This is a genomic window from Sphingomonas sp., from assembly GCF_019749955.1.
Lineage (GTDB): Bacteria > Pseudomonadota > Alphaproteobacteria > Sphingomonadales > Sphingomonadaceae > Sphingomonas.
Map to the genome: position 1 here is coordinate 126,143 of NZ_JAIEPC010000008.1, position 18,638 is coordinate 144,780.

The 18,638-nt window shown below is 64.8% G+C and carries 20 protein-coding genes; 12 read left to right on the forward strand and 8 right to left on the reverse strand.

Annotated elements, in window-relative coordinates; genetic code table 11:
- Positions 1–209: 209 nt before the first annotated feature.
- The gene (locus K2W81_RS01700) at positions 210–821 is read right to left on the reverse strand and encodes a 1-acyl-sn-glycerol-3-phosphate acyltransferase (RefSeq protein WP_294100740.1); all 612 of its coding nucleotides are present in this window, start codon (positions 819–821) and stop codon (positions 210–212) included.
- Positions 822–1,637: 816 nt separating this feature from the next.
- Between K2W81_RS01700 and K2W81_RS01705 the strand changes: the two genes are divergently transcribed.
- Positions 1,638–1,946 (forward strand): glycine zipper 2TM domain-containing protein, encoded by a 309-nt coding sequence (locus K2W81_RS01705; RefSeq protein WP_294100741.1) that lies wholly within the window; start codon positions 1,638–1,640, stop codon positions 1,944–1,946.
- A 56-nt stretch (positions 1,947–2,002) separates the two neighbouring features.
- Here K2W81_RS01705 and K2W81_RS01710 read toward each other — a convergent pair whose 3' ends face one another.
- Positions 2,003–2,224, reverse strand: a complete 222-nt coding sequence (locus tag K2W81_RS01710; protein WP_294100742.1) for a hypothetical protein — start codon at positions 2,222–2,224, stop codon at positions 2,003–2,005.
- A 96-nt stretch (positions 2,225–2,320) separates the two neighbouring features.
- Here K2W81_RS01710 and K2W81_RS01715 point away from each other — a divergent pair, with 96 nt between their 5' ends.
- Genes K2W81_RS01715 through K2W81_RS01725 form a run of 3 tightly spaced genes read left to right on the forward strand, consistent with a single transcriptional unit; the run spans position 2,321 to position 4,578 of the window.
- Complete coding sequence (locus K2W81_RS01715) at positions 2,321–3,076, forward strand: hypothetical protein (protein ID WP_294100743.1); 756 nt, start codon at positions 2,321–2,323, stop codon at positions 3,074–3,076.
- Between the two features lie 36 nt (positions 3,077–3,112).
- Entirely contained in the window at positions 3,113–3,478 is a 366-nt protein-coding gene (gene crcB / locus K2W81_RS01720; protein WP_294100744.1) for a fluoride efflux transporter CrcB, read from the forward strand.
- Positions 3,475–4,578, forward strand: coding sequence for an RluA family pseudouridine synthase (locus tag K2W81_RS01725; RefSeq protein WP_294100745.1), 1,104 nt, complete (start codon positions 3,475–3,477; stop codon positions 4,576–4,578). The genes crcB and K2W81_RS01725 overlap by 4 nt, the downstream gene beginning before the upstream one ends.
- A 24-nt stretch (positions 4,579–4,602) precedes the next feature.
- On the opposite strand, the gene K2W81_RS01730 is transcribed toward K2W81_RS01725, so the two are convergent.
- Entirely contained in the window at positions 4,603–5,250 is a 648-nt protein-coding gene (locus K2W81_RS01730) for a hypothetical protein (protein WP_294100746.1), read from the reverse strand.
- A gap of 181 nt (positions 5,251–5,431) precedes the next feature.
- A complete protein-coding gene (locus K2W81_RS01735) occupies positions 5,432–6,700 on the reverse strand; it encodes a DUF418 domain-containing protein (RefSeq protein WP_294100747.1) in 1,269 nt (422 codons plus the stop codon).
- 847 nt (positions 6,701–7,547) lie between these two features.
- On the opposite strand from K2W81_RS01735, the gene K2W81_RS01740 reads away from it, so the two are divergent.
- Positions 7,548–7,787 carry a hypothetical protein gene (locus K2W81_RS01740; protein ID WP_294100748.1) on the forward strand — a complete coding sequence of 80 codons (240 nt, stop codon included), beginning with the start codon at positions 7,548–7,550 and terminating at the stop codon, positions 7,785–7,787.
- A gap of 244 nt (positions 7,788–8,031) precedes the next feature.
- The gene (locus K2W81_RS01745; RefSeq protein ID WP_294100749.1) at positions 8,032–8,568 is read left to right on the forward strand and encodes a hypothetical protein; all 537 of its coding nucleotides are present in this window, start codon (positions 8,032–8,034) and stop codon (positions 8,566–8,568) included.
- A gap of 196 nt (positions 8,569–8,764) precedes the next feature.
- Here K2W81_RS01745 and K2W81_RS01750 read toward each other — a convergent pair whose 3' ends face one another.
- Positions 8,765–10,537 (reverse strand): ATP-binding cassette domain-containing protein, encoded by a 1,773-nt coding sequence (locus tag K2W81_RS01750; protein WP_294100750.1) that lies wholly within the window; start codon positions 10,535–10,537, stop codon positions 8,765–8,767.
- An 11-nt stretch (positions 10,538–10,548) separates the two neighbouring features.
- Complete coding sequence (locus tag K2W81_RS01755; RefSeq protein ID WP_294100751.1) at positions 10,549–11,955, reverse strand: hypothetical protein; 1,407 nt, start codon at positions 11,953–11,955, stop codon at positions 10,549–10,551.
- Between the two features lie 75 nt (positions 11,956–12,030).
- Between K2W81_RS01755 and K2W81_RS01760 the strand changes: the two genes are divergently transcribed.
- From K2W81_RS01760 to K2W81_RS01775, 4 genes are all read left to right on the forward strand, one after another.
- On the forward strand, positions 12,031–12,339 hold the full coding sequence (locus tag K2W81_RS01760; protein WP_294100752.1) for a hypothetical protein: 309 nt from the start codon (positions 12,031–12,033) through the stop codon (positions 12,337–12,339).
- Positions 12,340–12,364: 25 nt separating this feature from the next.
- Entirely contained in the window at positions 12,365–13,030 is a 666-nt protein-coding gene (locus K2W81_RS01765) for a response regulator transcription factor (RefSeq protein WP_294100753.1), read from the forward strand.
- 150 nt (positions 13,031–13,180) lie between these two features.
- On the forward strand, positions 13,181–14,572 hold the full coding sequence (locus tag K2W81_RS01770; RefSeq protein ID WP_294100754.1) for a HAMP domain-containing sensor histidine kinase: 1,392 nt from the start codon (positions 13,181–13,183) through the stop codon (positions 14,570–14,572).
- Positions 14,573–14,577: 5 nt separating this feature from the next.
- Positions 14,578–15,276 carry an enoyl-CoA hydratase/isomerase family protein gene (locus tag K2W81_RS01775; protein ID WP_294100756.1) on the forward strand — a complete coding sequence of 233 codons (699 nt, stop codon included), beginning with the start codon at positions 14,578–14,580 and terminating at the stop codon, positions 15,274–15,276.
- 9 nt (positions 15,277–15,285) lie between these two features.
- Here the strand turns inward: K2W81_RS01775 and K2W81_RS01780 are convergent, their stop codons facing one another.
- Both K2W81_RS01780 and K2W81_RS01785 read right to left on the reverse strand, forming a co-directional pair.
- Entirely contained in the window at positions 15,286–16,284 is a 999-nt protein-coding gene (locus K2W81_RS01780; RefSeq protein ID WP_294100758.1) for an LLM class flavin-dependent oxidoreductase, read from the reverse strand.
- A gap of 122 nt (positions 16,285–16,406) precedes the next feature.
- The gene (locus K2W81_RS01785; RefSeq protein ID WP_294100759.1) at positions 16,407–16,910 is read right to left on the reverse strand and encodes a hypothetical protein; all 504 of its coding nucleotides are present in this window, start codon (positions 16,908–16,910) and stop codon (positions 16,407–16,409) included.
- Between the two features lie 183 nt (positions 16,911–17,093).
- On the opposite strand from K2W81_RS01785, the gene K2W81_RS01790 reads away from it, so the two are divergent.
- Positions 17,094–17,759: a pyrimidine 5'-nucleotidase gene (locus K2W81_RS01790; protein WP_294100760.1), complete on the forward strand. Its 666-nt coding sequence runs from the start codon at positions 17,094–17,096 to the stop codon at positions 17,757–17,759.
- A complete protein-coding gene (dapD, locus tag K2W81_RS01795; protein ID WP_294100762.1) occupies positions 17,756–18,583 on the forward strand; it encodes a 2,3,4,5-tetrahydropyridine-2,6-dicarboxylate N-succinyltransferase in 828 nt (275 codons plus the stop codon). Before K2W81_RS01790 ends, dapD begins: the two co-directional genes overlap by 4 nt.
- Positions 18,584–18,638: the final 55 nt, after the last annotated feature.

Consider the following 18,638-nt stretch of genomic DNA (forward strand, 5'->3'; position numbering starts at 1 on the left):
GCCCCACCTTCCGCTACGCGTCACCCCGGCCTTGTGCCGGGGCCCACGGATCAACGGGCGAAACGATCCACAATCTGAGCCCGACAATTGCCGAACTGGCGCTTGCGGCACGTCCGCCCACGTCCCCCTGAAGCCGTCTCGCGCTCTGCGCGGTGGGCCCCGGCACAAGGCCGGGGTGACGAACGGAATTGGTATTCGCCCGCTTTCCGTCACTCGCCCGTCGCAAACGCCCCGCGCACCTTGCCCACCGCATCGCGATACGGCGCGCGGATCGCCTCGATATCGGCGGCATAATCGCCGGTCGGGTGGAAGACGCCCGCGATGCGGATCGTGCGGGTGCCATAGTCGAGCACGGTCAGGATGATCGGCACCTGCGCCTGACAGGCGATGTGGTAGAAGCCGGTCTTCCATTCGCGCGTCAGGCTGCGGGTGCCTTCGGGCGGGATGGCGAGGATCATGCGGTCGGCGGCGGCAAAGGCGTCGGCCATCACCCGCACGACATCGTTGCTCGCCGCGCGGTCGATCGGCACGCAGCCGAGCCACAGGATCACCCGCCCGAACGGCCCGGTGGTGAGGCTCTTCTTGCCCATCCAGCGCAGGCTCACCCGGAAATAGCCGGCGGCGGCGAGCATATTGAGCCCGTCCCAGTTCGAGGTGTGGGGTGCGGCGACCAGCACCGCCTTGGCCAGCGGCGGCCAATCACCACGTACCTTCCAGCCGCCGAGCCGCAGAAAAGCGATGCACAGCCAGCGCAGCATTTCGCCGCCGATCCCGCGATAGGGACCGGGCCGGCCGCTGCGCGCCGTGGTTACGTCATCCATGCATCCGATCCCCCTTATCGGCGCGAGCCTAGCATCAATCGGGGACGGCGCATCGACTCATTACAGTGGTGCGGCGGCGCCGCGTGCGCCAGACGCTTAATCAAGGGGGGGAGAGAGATGCGGCCGCAGCCGCCACGGCGCGCGCAAACGCCGCGCAATAAAATGGGGGCCGGCATTGCTGCCAGCCCCCTGTCGCCGGACTTCGGCACCGCGACTTCCATGGCTTTCGCCGCTTGCTCGCGCCACCTGGTTTCGGCGGCATGCACGGCCCCACCGCGGGGGGCGTTAGGCCGCACGTGACCGCTCCCGTTCGATCGGCCGGAGATGTCTTCCAAGGCTTGCGCCCTTTCCCTCATCCGCCGGTTGGTCAGCCGTGAACGATCGGCATGTTTTCCGCACCGAAGCGCTTCCCTCATGCCTTGGACGCCGGTTCTTCCTTTCCCGATTCGCCCCGTCGCAAGCGACGTTGCTCCTCCTTCAGTCCGATCGACTTCCCGCCTGGATCCTTGCGCGGTTTGCCAAAAGCCACCTGCGCCGGTTTTCCCGACCTAAGCTGCTGCTCTTTCAGTGGTTTCCCGCCTGTCCGACCCGCTGCCTACAAATGAATGGTGTCACCGAATCCGAGTCGCACCAAGCGCAATCACGCGCGGCGCGCCTGTGGATAATGTGGATATCGTGGAGCGAATCGGCACCCGCCTTGCGGCGATGCGTTGCTTCGGTGCGACCTAAATGGCGCCTTGTTGTTTCAGGTTCATGAAACTGCCCGCATAAATTGCGCGTTATGGCCCCGTTCTCAACCTGAAGCAGGAGCTTGCAATGCGTAATCTATTGATGGTGATCGCTGCCGCCGGGCTGATCGTGCCGCCCGCCGCGATGAGCTTTCCAACCAAGGCCGAAGCGAAGGAGAAGAAGCATCGCGCCTATACCTATCGCCGGGGTGGCCGCACCTATTGCCGCCATTCGGACGGCACCACCGGGCTGATCGTCGGTGGCGTCGGCGGTGCCGTGGTCGGCAATTCGGTCGACAATGGTGGGCTGCTCGGCACCGCGCTGGGTGCCGTGGGCGGCGCATTTGCGGGGCGCGCGGTCGACCGCACGCTGACCGCCAACAAGCGCTGCCGCTAACCTGCGGAGCGTCGCTTGCGAGAGGGCTCGGCAGCAATGCCGGGCCCGCGTCGCGTTCAGAGAATGCCGAAGCCCAGCCAGAGCCGCACGCAGCCGACGATAATCACGAAGATGTTGAAGTTGCGCCCCGATGGGTGGCGCGAAAACATGCCGACGACCGCGCCGACGATTGCGATCGGAATCGACAGCCAGTTGAGCGCGCCCAGCAGCGGGATGAAGCCGATCAGCGCGATCGGCAGCGCGATCAGGCCAATGAGGATCGAGACAATGTTGAGCATCGCCTCCCTCTAGCCGATACGCAAGTGTGTTGCAATGATAATGCACCAACGCCAATGCCACGCTTCTTTAACCGTCTTGCGGCATAAACGGCGTCTATGTCGATCCGTTCCCCTTTGCGCGCCGCGACTGTGGCGATGATCGCCCTGATGTTGCCGCTTGCCGCGTGCGGTGGCGCCACCGACAATAGTCTCGACGCGCTCGACGCCGAGCTGAATGACGGCAATGCGCAAGCCAACGCCCGCGACCCGGCGCTGACGAGCGCGCTGCACGACCAGATCATGGTCGATCCCAATCTCGCCAGCCAAAGCAACCGCGACGCGATCCGCCCGCCAAGCCAGCCCTATGCCGCGCCGGTGCCGACTGCGGAAGGCGCGCCGGTTGCGGGTGATGTGCGGGTGAGCGAAGCGACCAAGACCGCGCCTGCCGCCAAGACCGATTGCCCCAATTGCAAGGCGCAGCGCGAGTCGATGACGCTCGGCGGCCTTGCGTCGCGTCAGGCTGATCGGCGCACGGCGGCTTGTGCCGCCAATGTCAGCTATTCGACGCGCTGGTCGCTGCGGCTGCCCGCCGATATGCCGCTTTATCCTGACGCGCATGTGGTGGAAGCGGCGGGCAATGCCGATAATGGCTGTGCGCTTCGCATCGTCAGCTTCACCAGCCGCGCGCCGGTGCAAAGCGTGATCGATTTCTACTACACGCGCGCGACCAATGGCGGCTATTCGGCCGACCATCAGGCCGACGCCGAAGGGCATGTGCTGGCGGGATCGCGCGGCAATGATGCCTATGCGGTGTTCGTGACCAAGGTGTCGGGTGGGACGCAGGTCGATCTGGTCGCCAATAACGGGCGCTAGAGTTCCCATAGCGCGCGGTTCGCGCTAGGCGCGGGCATGGTCAATCTTTTCCTCGTGATGGCAGGCGGCGCGTTGGGCGCGGGGGCGCGCTACCTTGTCGGGCTGTCGTTCGCCGGTGCGCGTTACCCTTGGGGGACGCTGGCGGTGAATATCGTGGGCGCGCTGGCGATGGGATTGCTGGCCGGGGTTATCGCCAAGGGGTTGGCGGGTGAGCCTGCACGGCTGTTGCTCGGCGTCGGTGTGCTGGGCGGTTTCACGACTTTTTCCGCATTCTCGCTGGAGCTGGTGACAATGGCCGAGCGCGGCGCGATGCTCGCCGCGATCGGCTATGCGCTGGCGTCGGTGATCGGCTCGGTCGTCGCACTCTTCATCGGCCTAAGCGCCGTGAGGGCCATCGCATGAGCGACGTGCGGCAATTCACCGTTTCGGCCGAGGATGACGGCATCCGGCTCGATCGCTGGTTCAAGCGGCATCTGGAGGACACGAGCTTTACCACCGTCGCCAAATGGGCACGCACCGGGCAGCTGCGCATCGACGGCGCGCGCGCGACGCCGGGCGACCGGCTGGTGGCGGGGCAAGTGCTCCGCCTGCCCCCCGCCGAGCCGGTGCGCACCGATGCGCCGCAGAAGCGCGAACGCGCGCCGATCAGCGATGATCAGGCCGCCTTCATCCAGGAAATGGTGATCCACAAGGATGCGCAGGCAATCGTGCTCAACAAGCCGCCGGGCCTCGCGACGCAAGGGGGGACCAAGACCACCGAGCATGTCGATGCGCTGCTCGACGGGGTGCAGTTCGAAAGCGAAGGGCGCCCGAAGCTCGTCCACCGGCTCGACAAGGATACGTCGGGCGTGCTGCTGGTCGCGCGCAATGCCCGCGCGGCGGGGTTCTTCGCCAAGAGCTTCTCCAGCCGCACCGCGCGCAAAGTCTATTGGGCACTCGTCGTCGGCGTGCCGCACATCCACGACGGGATGATCGAACTCCCCATCGCCAAGCAACCCGGCACCGGCGGCGAGAAGATGCACGTCGACGAAGCCGAGGGCGCCGCCGCGCGCACCCGCTACCGCGTGATCGAGCGCGCGGGCAACCGCGCCGCCTGGGTCGAGCTGCAACCCTTCACCGGGCGCACGCATCAGCTGCGCGTGCACATGGCGGCGATCGGCCACCCGATCGTCGGCGACGGCAAATATGGCGGGCAAGCGGCATTCCTGACCGGGGGCGTCAGCCGCAAGATGCATTTGCACGCGCGGCGGCTGCGGATCGATCACCCCGATGGCGGGCAGATCGACGTCGGCGCCGAGCTGCCGCATCACTTCGTCGAAAGCCTCGCGCTGCTGGGGTTCGAGGAGCGACAGGGCGACCTGATGCCGCTCGACGAGCCCAAGTTCAGCGAGACGGCGGAAGGCAAGCGCCGCGTGACCGCCGCCATCGCCAAGTCGCGGCGGCAGGACCGCAAGGGCGAACGTCGCGGGCGGACACGGGCTGCGCCGCCGCCGAAGCGGTAGTTGCCGCCCGTTTAGTCTTCACGCCTACTTTCGTGAAAGCGAGAGCCGGGTTTCTTTGTTCGCCAAGGCTGGGAAGCGTGCCGTCAGTGCGCTGGTCAGCGGCACATCCTTGCCGACTACTTGGACGGTGATCCGCTTGATGGCGTAGCCCTTACCGAGGTGCTCCTGAAAGGATTTTGCCTGAAACTCAGTGTCCGAGTGCGGGTTCGTCACGTCTGCAAATGTCGCAAACACCGGAAAGTCGGTCGGCGCGACCTCCCCCAGCGGCTTGGTTCGATTGAGTTCACGAAAGACCGCTTCGTTGCTGTCTTCAGCCGTGGCGCGTCGTCGGGCGAACATTTTTAGGCCATCGGTGATGACGTATTCGGCCTCGGGCCGACTGTCTTTAGAGGAGTATTTCATGAACAGCACTTGGTTGCCAAGATTCACGAACGGCGCTTCGCCGAACAGTTGGAACCCACCACCACTTTCGCTCCCGTTTCCACCCGGCATAGGCACGATAAATGGTCGTTTGAGAACCAGTTCCATCACCGACGAACCAATCTTGAGGCCGCCGGGGGTGTCAACTTCGATGACGATCCGGCAACGAAGGGTCGCCGCAGGCGTTGTGCAGCGATAGACGAGCAAAGCCAATGCGAGCGCCAGCGCGACAAAAATGGTGGCTTTGGACATTGATCGCGCTCCCGGAGTCGCTGCGAGCTTAGCGGCTCCTCCTTTCCAGATCATGTTTCATCCTTCGGTCACAGGATCGAAGCGGCATGGACCTGAAGGATGGTTCCACCAATTGTGGTCGATCCTGATTCATACTTTCGAGCCGAAACCCGCAGACACGCCAAATCGACGCTGACGAAAGCTAGTCCGCTTCTGCGCGTCGGAATGGAAAGCGCTTTCCATAGGTCAGGCAACGCCAAAGCCATTCGAGCGGACCGTAGCGGAACCGGGCGAGCCACGGCTTCGACCATCCCAGCATCAGCGCCCAAACGCACAGCACGACGCCGAACAACTCGATCCGGTTGAGCTCTCCATACAGGCCCAGCCCCCAGCCATGAAATATGGGCATCATCAGCAGCGACGTGCCGAGATAGTTCGAGAATGCCATCCGCCCGGCGGCGGCGAACCGCTGGCCTAGCGGAGTCTGCGCCGCATTAGGTGCCCAGACCACCAGCAGGAACAGCAGGCCGAATGCGGTCAACAGATGCGGCAATTTGCCGAGGCTGCTGAAGACCAGAATGGTCTTGGTCAGGCCGAAGCCCGTCGCCCACGGCCAGTATCCGGCGACAGCCGCGAGCAACAACCCGGGTATCAGCAAGCTCCAGCCCCACCGTCTAAGGCGCGTGGCCTCGACGGCGCCAGAAAACAGGCCAAGGCGGTACAATGCCATTCCAATGAGGACCAGGCAGAACGTCTCGGCCCCCCCGGTCAGCAGGCCTGCCCTCAGGAATTTTCCCGCCTCCGAAAGCCGGTCGGCCAGGATAGCCGCGTAGGACCCCTGATAGACGACGGTTTCCTTTCGCGCCTCGGCGAGGGCTTCGGTTTCGACCTGCGCGATCTGCGCGCGGGCCGCCGCCGACGTGGTTTCTGCCGCCGCCGACACATTGGCAGCGGTGTAACTCATCGTCGCCAGCGCGGTCATCCCCAGCGACTTGATCACGATGATGGCGATCCCGACTCTCAGCTGCGTTTTCGCCTTCCACTTCATCGTGCTCAGCGCGACGAGCCCCCAGACCGCGTAAAGCGACAGGATGTCGCCGATCCAGATCAGAAAATAATGCATTAGCCCGAATAACAGCAGGATAAGGAGCCGCCGGGCCTGCAAGCCGCGCCCGTCGCCGCGCGCCCAGGCGCGTTCCGTGAAAAGGTAAAGACCCGCCCCGAACAACAGCACAAAGAGAACACGGAACTTTTCATCAATGAAGACGAACTGAAACAGCCAGAACGTCTCGTCGAGGCGCGTCGCGCCTGCGCCGAGCGCTGGTGGCCAGAGATAGGCGATTTCGGGCTGGCCGAAGGCGACGATATTGGCGAACAGAATGCCAAGAACTGCGATACCACGAATGAAGTCGAGGCTTACAATCCGCTCGGCCGACGCCGCAGGCGCGCGCTGCGGCTGATCGGGCGTCACGGGCACCGCAAACGTCGCGGCTGTGCTATCGGTCACGAGAATTCACCTCAAACTTGATCCCCGGGCGCAACATCCCTCACCGACTCATCCAAGACAAGGCAATTTCGTCCGGCACGCTTGCGCACGGCGTTGTTACTGCGGTGTTTTTCAATTTGCCGATTGCTGACTTTGTCCTGTCGCTGGCAGATGCCCTCGCGACGACCGAACTGAAACGGGCCCGTCGGATTACGAAAGTTCAAATTGCTTGAAGCGGCAGGCGTTGAGTTACCCATCGGGACTCCAGCATGAACCGGCAAGCAGACTTTCAAAAAACCACGCAAACTCCGCCATCCCGCATCCACCCACTCAGAGCCCAAGCCCGCAGACACGCCAAAGCGCGCGGGCGCGTGGATGCGCGCTCGCGGGAAACGAGGGAGGCGATCGACCGGCGCGTCCTGCCACGGGCATCCGGGGCTTGACGACTTTGGGTAGTCTCAATTTGCAAGCGTCAAGGCTTGGCAAGTCGACGATGAAGGGGCACGCTCCGGCTCCGACACCGGTTAAAGTGGCATCCACACCGGTGATGGGACGAATCCCGCCACCGCTGCTTCGCGTGCATTTAGCCTGGTCTCCCTCACCGCCCAGTTGCGGAAAATCCGTCTTCTTTCCACGGATGGCTCCGCGCCGGTCGATTGATCGGTCGGGGTTTAGCCCTGCCGATCGCAGCCATCATTCCACTTGCGCACCGGCCGGATACGGTTGGAATGACGGGCACACTTATAACCCAATTGGTTGTAAATGTCAAGCGAAAACGCGGCTGCGCCCGGTCGAAGCACTCGAAGCGAGCGGCAAGCGCGACAAGGCGGCGGTGGCCCATGAGCTGGCGCCGCTCAACCCGGCGGTGGTCGATGCCTATGGCTGGGTCGCCTATCAGGCGGGCGGGACCAAGGCGAACATCGCGGCGGCGCTGGCCTGGGGGGTGAGGCTGGAGCGCATAGCTCCCCCCAACCGTCACCCCGGCCTTGTGCCGGGGCCCACGTCCCCACCAGCGACACCGCCTGCGGCTCGGTGGGCCCCGGCACAAGGCCGGGGTGACGATGGGGTGTGATAGGGCCGATGGCTCGCTACGCGAATGGCACGAATTGGTGGAGAACGCTGATCCGGTTTCGAGTTTGCAGATCGAGGTAGCAGCCGCGAGGCTTGGCCCTCTGATACGACCAGCCCCCCGACAGTCCGTGCGTCTACAAACAGGAAGAAGAACGTCGATCCGGCAACCAAGGTATCACCTATGCGCTAAGCCGGATCGGCACTATACCCGTCCCGGCGAGCATCGGAATTTTGAGGAGTAGGTGATGCGTCATTGGACTTTGTCGGCGGCGATAGGCGCTGCGATCTTGAGCTCTAGCTCAGGTATCGCGAGTCCAGTTCAAGTTGTGGTTTCAGGCATCTATGTTCTGGACGATGAACGGAGCGACAACGCCTTTAAAGTGATCGACAGCGCTACCGCCGACCTTCCCGACGCCAAGCACCCTGGCCTTCGCCAGAGGCTCCGCAAGTCCGTCGCGGTAAGTAGACTTAGAATTTCGACTGCAGGAAGTCGAGTGGGGGTTGCGTACGATGCCAAAGCACCTATCGTCGTTTGGATAGGCGAAGCACCCATCAAGTGGAAGCTCGTGGAAGGGTTTGTTTTCGACGTGTCGGCCAAAGCGAATGACGACTCCGTCTCTCTAACTTTCCGTGATGAAAGCGCACGGACCGTAACATATGGAATCGAACGGACCGTAACATATCGCAGTGTTGGTCAGGACTTGGTGGCGGATACCACCATCATCAGTCCACTCTTCTCTAAACCGATCGTCTATAGGCAAGTCTATATGCCGACGAGATGACAGAATTACGAGGGAAACTTTCTGGTTAGAAGCCGTCGAACGGTCTTCGACTTGTGATGTGGATGCCGGTCAAGATGATCTCTCGCGCGTCTGCCATAGGGCGCGCTACGACCGTGAACGAACGGCAGCAACTGGGCGAAAGCCGCCGTTCGGTCTGTAAGTTCACGACCTAGCGGTGCTCAACCCCTCAAGCCCCCTACCCCTCCACCATCTCCGCCAGTTCCAGCCAGCGCAGTTCCGCCGCTTCCTTCTCCGCCCGCGCCGCATCGACCGCCTTCGTCAGCATCTGAAACCGCGCGAAGTCCTTCGTGTACAGCCCCGGGTCCGCTAGCGCCGCTTCGTCCCGCGCAATCGCCGCATCTAAAGCCTCGATCCGCTTGGGCAGTTGCTCGTAGTCGCGCTGGTCCTTGTAGGTCAGCCGCACCTTCGGCGGTGGCGGCGGTGCAGGAGCAGGGGCCGCCGCCTTGGCGATCTTCTTCGCGCCCGGCCGCTGGCGTTTGGCTTCCCAATCGGCATAGCCGCCCGCGACGACATCGACCGTCCCCGACCCGTCGAGCCCCAAAGTCACCGTCACCGTGCGGTCGAGGAAATCGCGGTCGTGGCTGACGATCAGCACAGTGCCGCCATAATCGCCGATCACTTCCTGGAGCAGATCGAGCGTTTCGAGATCGAGGTCATTGGTCGGCTCGTCGAGCACGAGCAGGTTCGACGGTCGCGCAAATTCGCGCGCGAGCAGCAGCCGCGACCGCTCGCCGCCCGAGAGCGTGCCGATCTTGGCGTCGACCATATTGCCGTCGAAGAGGAACTCTTTCAGGTAGCCGACGACGTGCTTCTTTTGCCCAAGCACTTCGATCCAGTCGCCGCCGTCCGCCAGCACGTCGCGGATCGTTTTCTCCGGCGCCATCAGCTTGCGCTGCTGGTCGATCACCACGCCGTCGAGCGTCTTCGCCAGCCGGATCGTGCCGCTGTCGGGCGCGAGTTCGCCGGTGAGCAGGCGGATCAGCGTCGTCTTGCCCGCGCCGTTCCGCCCGACGATCCCGATCCGGTCGCCGCGCGTCACCCGCAGCGACAAGTCGCGGATGATCGTGCGGTCGCCATACGCCTTGGAGATATGCTTGGCGTCGATCACGACCTTGGTCTTGGCGTCGTCGCTGGCGATCGCGAGGTTCGCCGCCCCCTGCGGCCCGAGCATCGACGCGCGTTCGGCGCGCATTTCCTTGAGCTTCGAGAGCCGCCCCTGGTTGCGCCGCCGCCGCCCGGTGACGCCGCGCAGCAGCCAATGTTCCTCGATCTTGAGCTTGGCGTCGAGCCGCTCGGCATTGCGTTCTTCCTCGGCATAGACTTGCTCCGTCCACGCCTCGAACCCGCCAAAGCCGACTTCGGCGCGGCGGATCGCGCCGCGATCGAGCCACAAGGTCTGCTTGGTCAGCCGCGTCAGGAACGTGCGGTCGTGGCTGATGACGATGAACGCGCCATTGTAGCGCGCGAGCCAGTTTTCGAGCCATTCGATCGCGGCGATGTCGAGATGGTTGGTCGGCTCGTCGAGCAGCAGCACATCCGGGCCCTGCGCCAGCGCGCGCACGATCGCCGCGCGCCGCCGCTCGCCGCCCGATGCGCTCGCGGCCTCGCGGTCGAGGTCGATGCCGAGCTGGTCGGCAATCGCATCGGCTTCATAGCCGAGCGGGGCATCGTCGCCCGCCATGACGAAATCGCGCAAGGTCTCGTGGCCCGCGACGCTGGGGTCCTGTTCGAGCAGGATCACCTTGGTCCCCGGCACGATCGTGCGCCGCCCCTCGTCGCAGTCGATCGCGCCGGCGATGAGCTTCAACAGCGTCGTCTTGCCCGCGCCATTGCGGCCAATGAGCGCGAGCCGGTCGCGTGGCCCCACATGAATGTCGAGTCCGCGAAACAGCCAGCCCGATCCCTGAACAAGGCCGAGATTTTCATATGCGAGAATTGGTGCTGCCATGAGGAGCGCGCTTAGGGGGCTGGCGGCGGTCCAGCAAGCGCGGTGCAGGGGCCGGGGGCAAGGATGAACTGCGGCACGCCGCCGTCAACCCGCATTGTCCCGCACGGCAGCAGATCGGCGGGCAGGGTGGCGAGGCCCTCGCGCGTCAGCATCGCCGCCACGCGGACGAGGCCACCGGGCAGCGCGCGCTCGATCGCAGCTTCGGCACGCGGTCGGTCGCCGAGACCGCCGCTGCGGTTGATCTCGGCGATGATCGGCAGCAGCCCCGGCTTGCCAGCGGCACGGAGCTGCGCGTCGAGGATCGTCGCGGTCAGTTGCCCTTCGTCATAGGGAAATTGCTGCGCCGCGTCGTCGGTCCAGAACCGCTCGAAGCGCTGCTGCGGCGTCAGCGCGAGCGCTGAGGAGGTCGCGTGGCGCTTGAGCACGGCGTTGAACTGCTGCGCCCAGCGCGCGGCGTCCCAATCGCCGGTGCGCAGCATCGCCTGCGCGCTGAACCAGTCGTTGAAGCCTTCGGTCAGCCAATAGCTGTTCGCCTCGTCGCTGCCGCTACTGTTGAACCAGCGATGCGCATATTCATGCCCCAGCAGCCGGGGCAGATTGCGAAATGGCATGTTGGGGGTGCCCGTCAGCGCGAAGCCGGCGGTGCGGCCAGTGCCGCCATAGGACAGCGAGGTCGGCTTCGACTGGATAAGCGGCGTGAGCGTTACCAGAAAGGGAATCGCGGGCGCGCCCAGCATCGCATTTTCGGTTTCGATCACTTTTCGGGTGTGATCGACGAGCTGATCGTCGGTGAAACCCCATTGCCCGAGCAAGGCGAAGCGCAGCGGCGTACTGCCCACCCGCCGCTCGACCAGTCGCAGTTCACGGCCGCCGGTGAAAATGCCTTGCGCCACCTGGTTCGCGGTGAGCGTGGGCGGCGGCGTGTCGAGATCGCTCGCCACCCGCCAGCCCTTGGGCGCGGCGCCCCAGCGAAAGCGCGCGGGGCGGTTCTCGCCGCCGGTGGGAATCACGATCACCCCCTCGCCGTGCAGCGTCACCCAGTCGCGCTCGATCCACGGCAGCGCCTTGTGAAAATCGGCGCCAGGCGGCAGCGGATCGGGATCGGTGACGCGGTACCGGATCGTCAGCAGCGCGCCGGGCTTGTGCCGCACACGCTTGACCTCGGGCTTGTCGGTATCGACGATCGTGCCGCCGGTGACGCGCCAGCCGCCGATGTTCCGCCACAGCGTATCGCTGCCTGCCCATGTGTTGGGCAGATCGAGGTCGGTAATTCCGTCGGCATCGCCGCGCATCGTCAGCGTCACGGTCACCGCCGGCTGCGGATCAGCGGCGGTGATCGACAGCCGATAGCCAATTGGCTCAGCCGCAGGGGCAGCTACCGGCGCGGCCAGCATGAGTACGGCGACGAGGAGCTTCATGATGCTTTTCCTGAGCCGATGCTGTCGATACCATTCATTGGCTATTCAATGGGCCGATCCTATGCAAGCTGCACCATGATGTTTCGCGTCGCCCTTTTTGCCCCCCTGTTCGTGCTCGCGGGCCTGCTGGCCGCCGCGCCTGCAGAGGCGCAGCGCCGGGGCGAGAGCCGTGATGTTTTCGAAGCGATGCGAACGGGCAAGCTGTTGTCGATCCGCGACATCGAGCATCGCGTCGTGCCGACGATGCGCGACGCGCAATATCTCGGCTTCGACTTCGATTCGGGGAGCGGGATTTACACGCTGAAGTTCCTGCGCAATGGGAATGTCATCTGGGTCGAGGTTGACGGGCATTCGGGGCAAGTCGTCGGCCGCAGCGGCAATTGAACGCCGCAAAAACGGGGATGACAGCATGCGCGTTCTGATCGTCGAGGACGAACCCAGCCTGGGCCAGCAGCTCAAGAACACGCTCGAAGGCGCGGGCTATGCGATCGATCTCGCCACCGATGGCGAGGAAGGGCATTTCCTGGGGAGCACCGAAGCCTATGACGCGGTCGTGCTCGACCTTGGCCTGCCCGAGATCGACGGGCTGACCGTGCTCGATCGCTGGCGGCGCGAGGGGCGGGTGATGCCCGTGCTCGTGCTCACCGCGCGCGATAGCTGGTCGGACAAGGTCGCCGGGCTCGACGCGGGTGCCGATGATTATGTCGCCAAGCCGTTCCAGTCGGAGGAACTGATCGCGCGGCTGCGGGCTTTGATCCGCCGCGCCTCGGGCAATGCCTCGTCCGAACTGACGGCGGGCGATGTCCGGCTCGACACCCGCAGCGGCAAGGTGACCAAGGCCGGCGAGCCGGTGAAGCTGACCGCGCAGGAATATAAGCTGCTGAGCTATCTGCTCCACCACAAGGGCAAGGTCGTCAGCCGTACCGAGCTGATCGAGCATATCTATGACCAGGATTTCGATCGCGATTCGAACACGATCGAAGTGTTCGTGACCCGCATCCGCAAGAAGCTGGGGCAGGATGTGATCACCACGATCCGCGGGCTTGGCTACAGCCTCGAAGAACCGAATGGCTGAGATGCTCCAATGACCACAAGCGTTCGCCCTGAGCTTGTCGGGCCGAAGGCGGGCGGAGCCCAACGGCTGTTCTTCTTTTTCCGGCGTTCCGAAAAGAAGGACGGTGCTTCGACAAGCTCAGCACGAACGGGGAGAGGGTAAAGGCATGTCATGGACGCGGTAACCGTTTCTGCGCCGCCCGCGACCGAGTCTGCCGCCCCCCCACGCCGCGCGACCGGATCGCTCAGCCGCCGGATGATCCTGATTGCGACATTGTGGATTTCGGTGCTGCTGGCGGGCGGTGCTTTCGCGCTCGACCGCGTGCTGACGGGTGCGATCACGCGCAATTTTGATGATCAGCTCGAATATGTGCTCAAGACGCTGATCCTGTCGGCGCAGATCGGCCCTGACGGCGAAGTCATTTTCAACCGCGAGCCCGCCGACCAGCGCTTTCTCGAACCCTATTCGGGGCTTTACTGGCAAGTCAGCGCCAAGGGGCGCGAGGATTTTCCGTCGCGGTCGCTATGGGACCGGCGGCTGGCGTACGGCCAGGATCATAATGATCGCGAGGTCCATCTCTATGACAGCCGTCAATTCGGCGAGGAGAAGCTGCGGATCGTCGAGCGCGACGTGAAGCTGCCCGGATCGCCGGTGCGGTGGCGGTTCAAGATCGCGGGCAATCGCGACACGCTCGACGCGCAGATTTCAGCGCTGCGCCAGATTCTCGCGATCAGCTTTGCACTGCTCGCGCTGGGCCTGATCATCATGGCGGGGTTGCAGACCTTCTACGGGCTGCGCCCTCTGCGCAAGGTGCGTGAGGAAATCGCCCGGATGCGCAGTGGCGCGGCGCGCCAGATCGAGGCGCCGATGCCGGTCGAAGTGATGCCGCTGGTCGACGAACTCAATGCATTGATCGCGCACAACGAGCGCCAGGCCGAGGAAGCGCGCCGCCATGCCGGCAATCTGGCGCATGCGCTCAAGACCCCGCTGACCGTCATCATGAACGCCGCGACCGCGCACGCCGATGATCTGGCGCCGACAGTGATCCGCGAAGCAACGACGATGCGGCGCCAGGTCGATCACCACCTTGCGCGGGCAAGGGCGGTCGGGCGGCGCGGCCATGCGCATAGCCGCGCGGCCGTGTGGCCGAGCCTCGAATCGGTCGAGCGCGCGGTCGGGCGGCTCTACCCGCATGTCCGCTTCGATGCCGATGGCCCGAAGGATTTGCAGGTCCATGTCGAGCGGCAGGACCTCGACGAAATGCTCGGCAACCTGATCGAGAATGCCGCCAAATATGGCGGCGGCAGCGTGTTTGTGACCGTCAAGCCGGTGGGGACCTTCGTTGAATTTCTGGTCGAGGACGACGGGCCGGGCATCGCCGAGGCCGACCGCCAGCGGCTGTTCGATCGCGGCGCGCGGCTCGATACGGGGAAGCCGGGGACCGGGCTGGGTCTGGCGATCGTGCGCGACGTGGCGGAGATTTACGAAGGCGGGGTCGAGCTCGACGAGAGCGAGGATCTGGGCGGGTTGCTGGTGCGACTGAAGCTGCCGGTGGCGGGGTGAGGGCGATGGCGATTGCGGTGGGCGAAGTCGAAGAGTGCCGGATGATCACGATCGATCGCCCGCCGGTGAACGCGCTCGATCTTGAGGCCATCCTGGCGCTGGAGGCGGCGTTCGTTGCCGCCGCGGCTGACCGACCGCGCGGGGTGGTGCTGACGGGGGCGGGGAATGCCTTTTGCGCGGGGGTCGATACGCGGGCGTTCGGCAGCTATGACCGCGCGACGCGGCACGAAATGGTCCGTGCGATCACGCGGATGGTCGCGGCACTGCTGGCGATTCCGGTGCCGGTGGTGGTGGCCGTCAATGGCCATGCGCTCGGCGGCGGCTTTGTGCTGATGCTGGGCGGCGATTACCGGCTGGTGGCGGATGCGGCGGGGGCGAAGCTCGGGCTGACTGAGGCCAAGGCGGGGGTGCCGTTTCCGGCGGGGCCGCGCGCGATGATTGCGGCCGAACTCGCGCCATCGCTGCTGCGGCGGCTGACGCTGACCAGCGCGACGCTGAGCCCCGCCGAAGCGGTTGCGGCCGACATCGCTGATACGCTGGTGGTGCCAGAGGATTTGATCACGCAGGCCTGCTCGGTGGCGGCGGCAATGGCCGCGCAGCCCGCCTTTGGCGCGGTCAAGCAGCAGGTGCGGGGGCCGCTTGCCGCGCGGGTGGCAGCGCTCGCCGCATCGGGTGAGGAGCCGTTTCTGGCCGCCTTTGGCTGAAGCCCCGGCTCACGCCGCCGCGCGCACCTCCTGCATCGCCGTCGCCGCATAGCTGAGGCTGGCTTTGCGCGCTTCGTGGTCGAAGATCGAGCTGGTCAGGATCAGCTCGTCGGCGCCAGTGCGCGCGACGAACGACGCGATCCCGCGCGCGAGCTTGGCCGGGCCGCCGGTCGCCGAGCATTGCAGCACGTGGCCGAGGATCGCGGCGGCACTGTCGGGCAGGCTCTCGCGGTAGCCCGCGACCGGCGGCGGCAGCTGGCGCGGCTGGCCGGTGCGCAGGGCGACAAAGGCCTGCGCCTGCGAGCTCGCGAGATACTCGGCCTCGGCATCGGTTGCGGCACCGAACACGTTGAACCCGGCGGCGACATAGGGCCGGGCAAGCGCCGCCGAGGGGCGGAACTGGCTGCGGTAGATTTGCAAAGCCGCATCGAGCGCATCGGGCGCGAAGTGCGAGGCGAAGGCATAGGGTAGCCCAAGCGCGGCGGCGAGTTGCGCGCCGAACGTGCTTGAGCCGAGAATCCACATCTCGACCTTCGCCCCCGCACCCGGCATCGCGCTTATGCCGGTCTGGCCGTCATCGGCGAAATAGCTCTGGATTTCGAGCACATCCTGCGGGAAGGCATTGGGATCGCTGTCGAGACCCCGGCGCAGCGCCCGCGCGACCCGCTGGTCCGATCCCGGCGCGCGGCCGAGCCCGAGATCGATCCGCCCCGGAAACAGCGCGTCGAGCGTGCCGAATTGTTCGGCGACCACGAGCGGCGCATGGTTGGGCAGCATGATCCCGCCCGCGCCGACGCGGATGCTGCGCGTGGCAGCAGCGACATGGCCGATCACGACGGCGGTGGCGCCGCCTGCGATCCCCGGCATGCCGTGATGCTCGGCAATCCAGTAGCGGGTGAAGCCGAGGTCCTCGGCATGGCGCGCGAGATCGGCGGTGTTGGCAAACGCCTGCGCCACGCTGCCGCCTTCGACGACGGGGACCAGATCGAGGAGCGAGTATTTCGTCATGGGCGGAAGATGGGGAAGATCGGGGCGGAGCGCCAGTGGCTGTCGCGCACTTAGTAGGGCGCTTACCTGACGAACGCCCACAGCCGCAAACGCGAACGACCGGAAGCCGCAGGAAGCGGACGTTAAAAAATTACCAGACGCCCACCGTTGGGAAAAGCACCCTTCCATCCGCAGGGGAAGTGACCTCCTGCATACCAGTAAGCTTGACTGGCGTAGAATCCGGGAGGGTAAACGTCAGCAAACTCTGCCTCCATGCAGAGGTGCAAAACGTCCCATTCTACCGTATTCACGAACACCGGAGGTAGCTGGTTCTCCGCTATGACCGCCGCCGTTTTTTCATCTACGAGACTTTCAACCGTTGGTTTGACGGCTGAGACCCTGGCGTTCCAGTCGCCGAGTATTCCGGGGCACCGCTCCTGTAATCTCTCTCTGAATTGATTAGCCGCTTCTAGGCACAGGTCCTCCCACTCGGGAGCGCTACACGAGGCTATAGCGCTCACCCAGTCCGGTAGAACATCGGCGGCATCTGTATCGACGCGACCTACATTTGCGAACCAAGCCACCCCTTTAAGCTGATCCAGCGTTGCGCTTGTTCTCGGATGCATACTTATTGCCTCTCCTGCCATCAAGCTGGTAGCAGGCCGAGCATATCCAACTGGGGCGAAAGCTTATAGGCCAATTTGTTGGGCTACGCTCTGTAGTTGATAGCGTTATGGCGAGCGTTGCGAAGCAATGACGGACCGGGCTGCGTTGCCGACCCTCACCCCCCCCGCTTGCCCCCATCCCCCGTCCCCCTTAGGACCACGCCCATGCTCGCGCGCTTGGCCCCGATCCGGAACTGGATCTTCGATCTCGACAATACGCTCTACCCCGCGCGGACCAATATCGCCGGGCAGATGGACGCGCGGATCACGCAATATATCATCGATCTGCTGGGGCTCGAGTGGCCCGAAGCGCGCACGCTCCAGAAGAAATTCTTCCATGAGAAGGGCACGACGCTCGCCGGGCTGATCGCGCATCACGGCGTCGATCCGCACCATTATCTCGATTTCGTCCATGATCTCGAGATGGACGTGCTCGAACATGACGCGCCGCTCGTCGCCGCGATTGCGCAGCTGCCGGGGCGCAAGCTCATCTTCACCAATGCCGACGCGCCCTATGCGACGCGGGTGCTCGAACGGCTCGGCCTTTCCGATAGCTTCGAGGCGATCCACGACATTCACGCCACCAATTACGTCCCCAAGCCCGACCCGCAGGTCTATCGCGGGCTGTGCGAAGCCTATGATCTCGATCCGTGCGAAAGCCTGTTCGTCGAGGACATGGCGCGCAACCTTGCGCCCGCGAAGGCGATCGGCATGACGACGGTGTGGGTCAACAACGGCTCTGAACAGCCGCCGGGGCCAGCCAATGACTTTATCGATTTCACCACGCACGATCTCGCGGCATGGTTGCACGCGATAATGGAGGCAGCATGACCGAAGCCCTGCAAACGACGATCGACGCCGCGTGGGAAGCGCGCGACACGATCAATTTCGATACACGCGGCGCAGTGCGCGATGCCGTGGTCGACTCGATCCGCTTGCTCGACGCCGGCACCGCGCGCGTCGCCGAGCCTGACAGCCATGGCGGCTGGCGCGTCAATCAGTGGCTCAAAAAAGCCGTGCTGCTGTCGTTCCGGCTGAACGACAATATGCTGATCGCAGGCGGGCCGAGCGACGGGCCGTGGTTCGACAAGGTGCCGTCGAAATTTGCGGGCTGGGGCGACGCCGAGTTCCGCAGCGCGGGCTTTCGCGCCGTACCGGGCAGCATCGTGCGGCGCGGCGCCTATATCGCCAAGGGCGCGGTGCTGATGCCGAGCTTCGTCAACATCGGCGCGCATGTCGGCGAAGGGACGATGGTCGACACCTGGGCGACGGTAGGGAGCTGCGCGCAGATCGGCCGCAATGTCCATCTGTCGGGCGGCGCGGGGATCGGCGGCGTGCTTGAGCCGTTGCAGGCCGGGCCGGTGGTGATCGAGGACGGCGCCTTCATCGGCGCACGGGCCGAAGTCGCCGAAGGCGTGCGCGTCGGCGAAGGCGCGGTGCTGTCGATGGGCGTGTATCTCGGCGCCTCAACCAAGATCATCGACCGCGCGACCGGCGAAATCCACCGCGGCTTCGTGCCGCCCTATTCGGTGGTGGTGCCGGGGACGATCGGCGGCGGGAATGGCGTGCCCGCGCTGTACTGCGCGGTGATCGTGAAGCAGGTCGACGCGCAGACGCGGTCGAAGACGAGCATTAATGAGCTGCTGCGGGATTAGGGGGACTTGGTAAACCAGTTCGCTATCAACGTCCCAATGTGGCTGTTGGTTGCTC

What these genes read in the sequence shown, in the direction of transcription:
- K2W81_RS01700 (WP_294100740.1), bottom strand. Translation starts at nt 821, where the DNA reads ATGGATGACGTAACCACGGCGCGCAGCGGCCGGCCCGGTCCCTATCGC.
- K2W81_RS01705 (WP_294100741.1), top strand. Translation starts at nt 1,638, where the DNA reads ATGCGTAATCTATTGATGGTGATCGCTGCCGCCGGGCTGATCGTGCCG.
- K2W81_RS01710 (WP_294100742.1), bottom strand. Translation starts at nt 2,224, where the DNA reads ATGCTCAACATTGTCTCGATCCTCATTGGCCTGATCGCGCTGCCGATC.
- K2W81_RS01715 (WP_294100743.1), top strand. Translation starts at nt 2,321, where the DNA reads ATGTCGATCCGTTCCCCTTTGCGCGCCGCGACTGTGGCGATGATCGCC.
- crcB (WP_294100744.1), top strand. Translation starts at nt 3,113, where the DNA reads ATGGTCAATCTTTTCCTCGTGATGGCAGGCGGCGCGTTGGGCGCGGGG.
- K2W81_RS01725 (WP_294100745.1), top strand. Translation starts at nt 3,475, where the DNA reads ATGAGCGACGTGCGGCAATTCACCGTTTCGGCCGAGGATGACGGCATC.
- K2W81_RS01730 (WP_294100746.1), bottom strand. Translation starts at nt 5,250, where the DNA reads ATGTCCAAAGCCACCATTTTTGTCGCGCTGGCGCTCGCATTGGCTTTG.
- K2W81_RS01745 (WP_294100749.1), top strand. Translation starts at nt 8,032, where the DNA reads ATGCGTCATTGGACTTTGTCGGCGGCGATAGGCGCTGCGATCTTGAGC.
- K2W81_RS01750 (WP_294100750.1), bottom strand. Translation starts at nt 10,537, where the DNA reads ATGGCAGCACCAATTCTCGCATATGAAAATCTCGGCCTTGTTCAGGGA.
- K2W81_RS01755 (WP_294100751.1), bottom strand. Translation starts at nt 11,955, where the DNA reads ATGAAGCTCCTCGTCGCCGTACTCATGCTGGCCGCGCCGGTAGCTGCC.
- K2W81_RS01760 (WP_294100752.1), top strand. Translation starts at nt 12,031, where the DNA reads ATGATGTTTCGCGTCGCCCTTTTTGCCCCCCTGTTCGTGCTCGCGGGC.
- K2W81_RS01765 (WP_294100753.1), top strand. Translation starts at nt 12,365, where the DNA reads ATGCGCGTTCTGATCGTCGAGGACGAACCCAGCCTGGGCCAGCAGCTC.
- K2W81_RS01770 (WP_294100754.1), top strand. Translation starts at nt 13,181, where the DNA reads ATGGACGCGGTAACCGTTTCTGCGCCGCCCGCGACCGAGTCTGCCGCC.
- K2W81_RS01775 (WP_294100756.1), top strand. Translation starts at nt 14,578, where the DNA reads ATGGCGATTGCGGTGGGCGAAGTCGAAGAGTGCCGGATGATCACGATC.
- K2W81_RS01780 (WP_294100758.1), bottom strand. Translation starts at nt 16,284, where the DNA reads ATGACGAAATACTCGCTCCTCGATCTGGTCCCCGTCGTCGAAGGCGGC.
- K2W81_RS01785 (WP_294100759.1), bottom strand. Translation starts at nt 16,910, where the DNA reads ATGGCAGGAGAGGCAATAAGTATGCATCCGAGAACAAGCGCAACGCTG.
- K2W81_RS01790 (WP_294100760.1), top strand. Translation starts at nt 17,094, where the DNA reads ATGCTCGCGCGCTTGGCCCCGATCCGGAACTGGATCTTCGATCTCGAC.
- dapD (WP_294100762.1), top strand. Translation starts at nt 17,756, where the DNA reads ATGACCGAAGCCCTGCAAACGACGATCGACGCCGCGTGGGAAGCGCGC.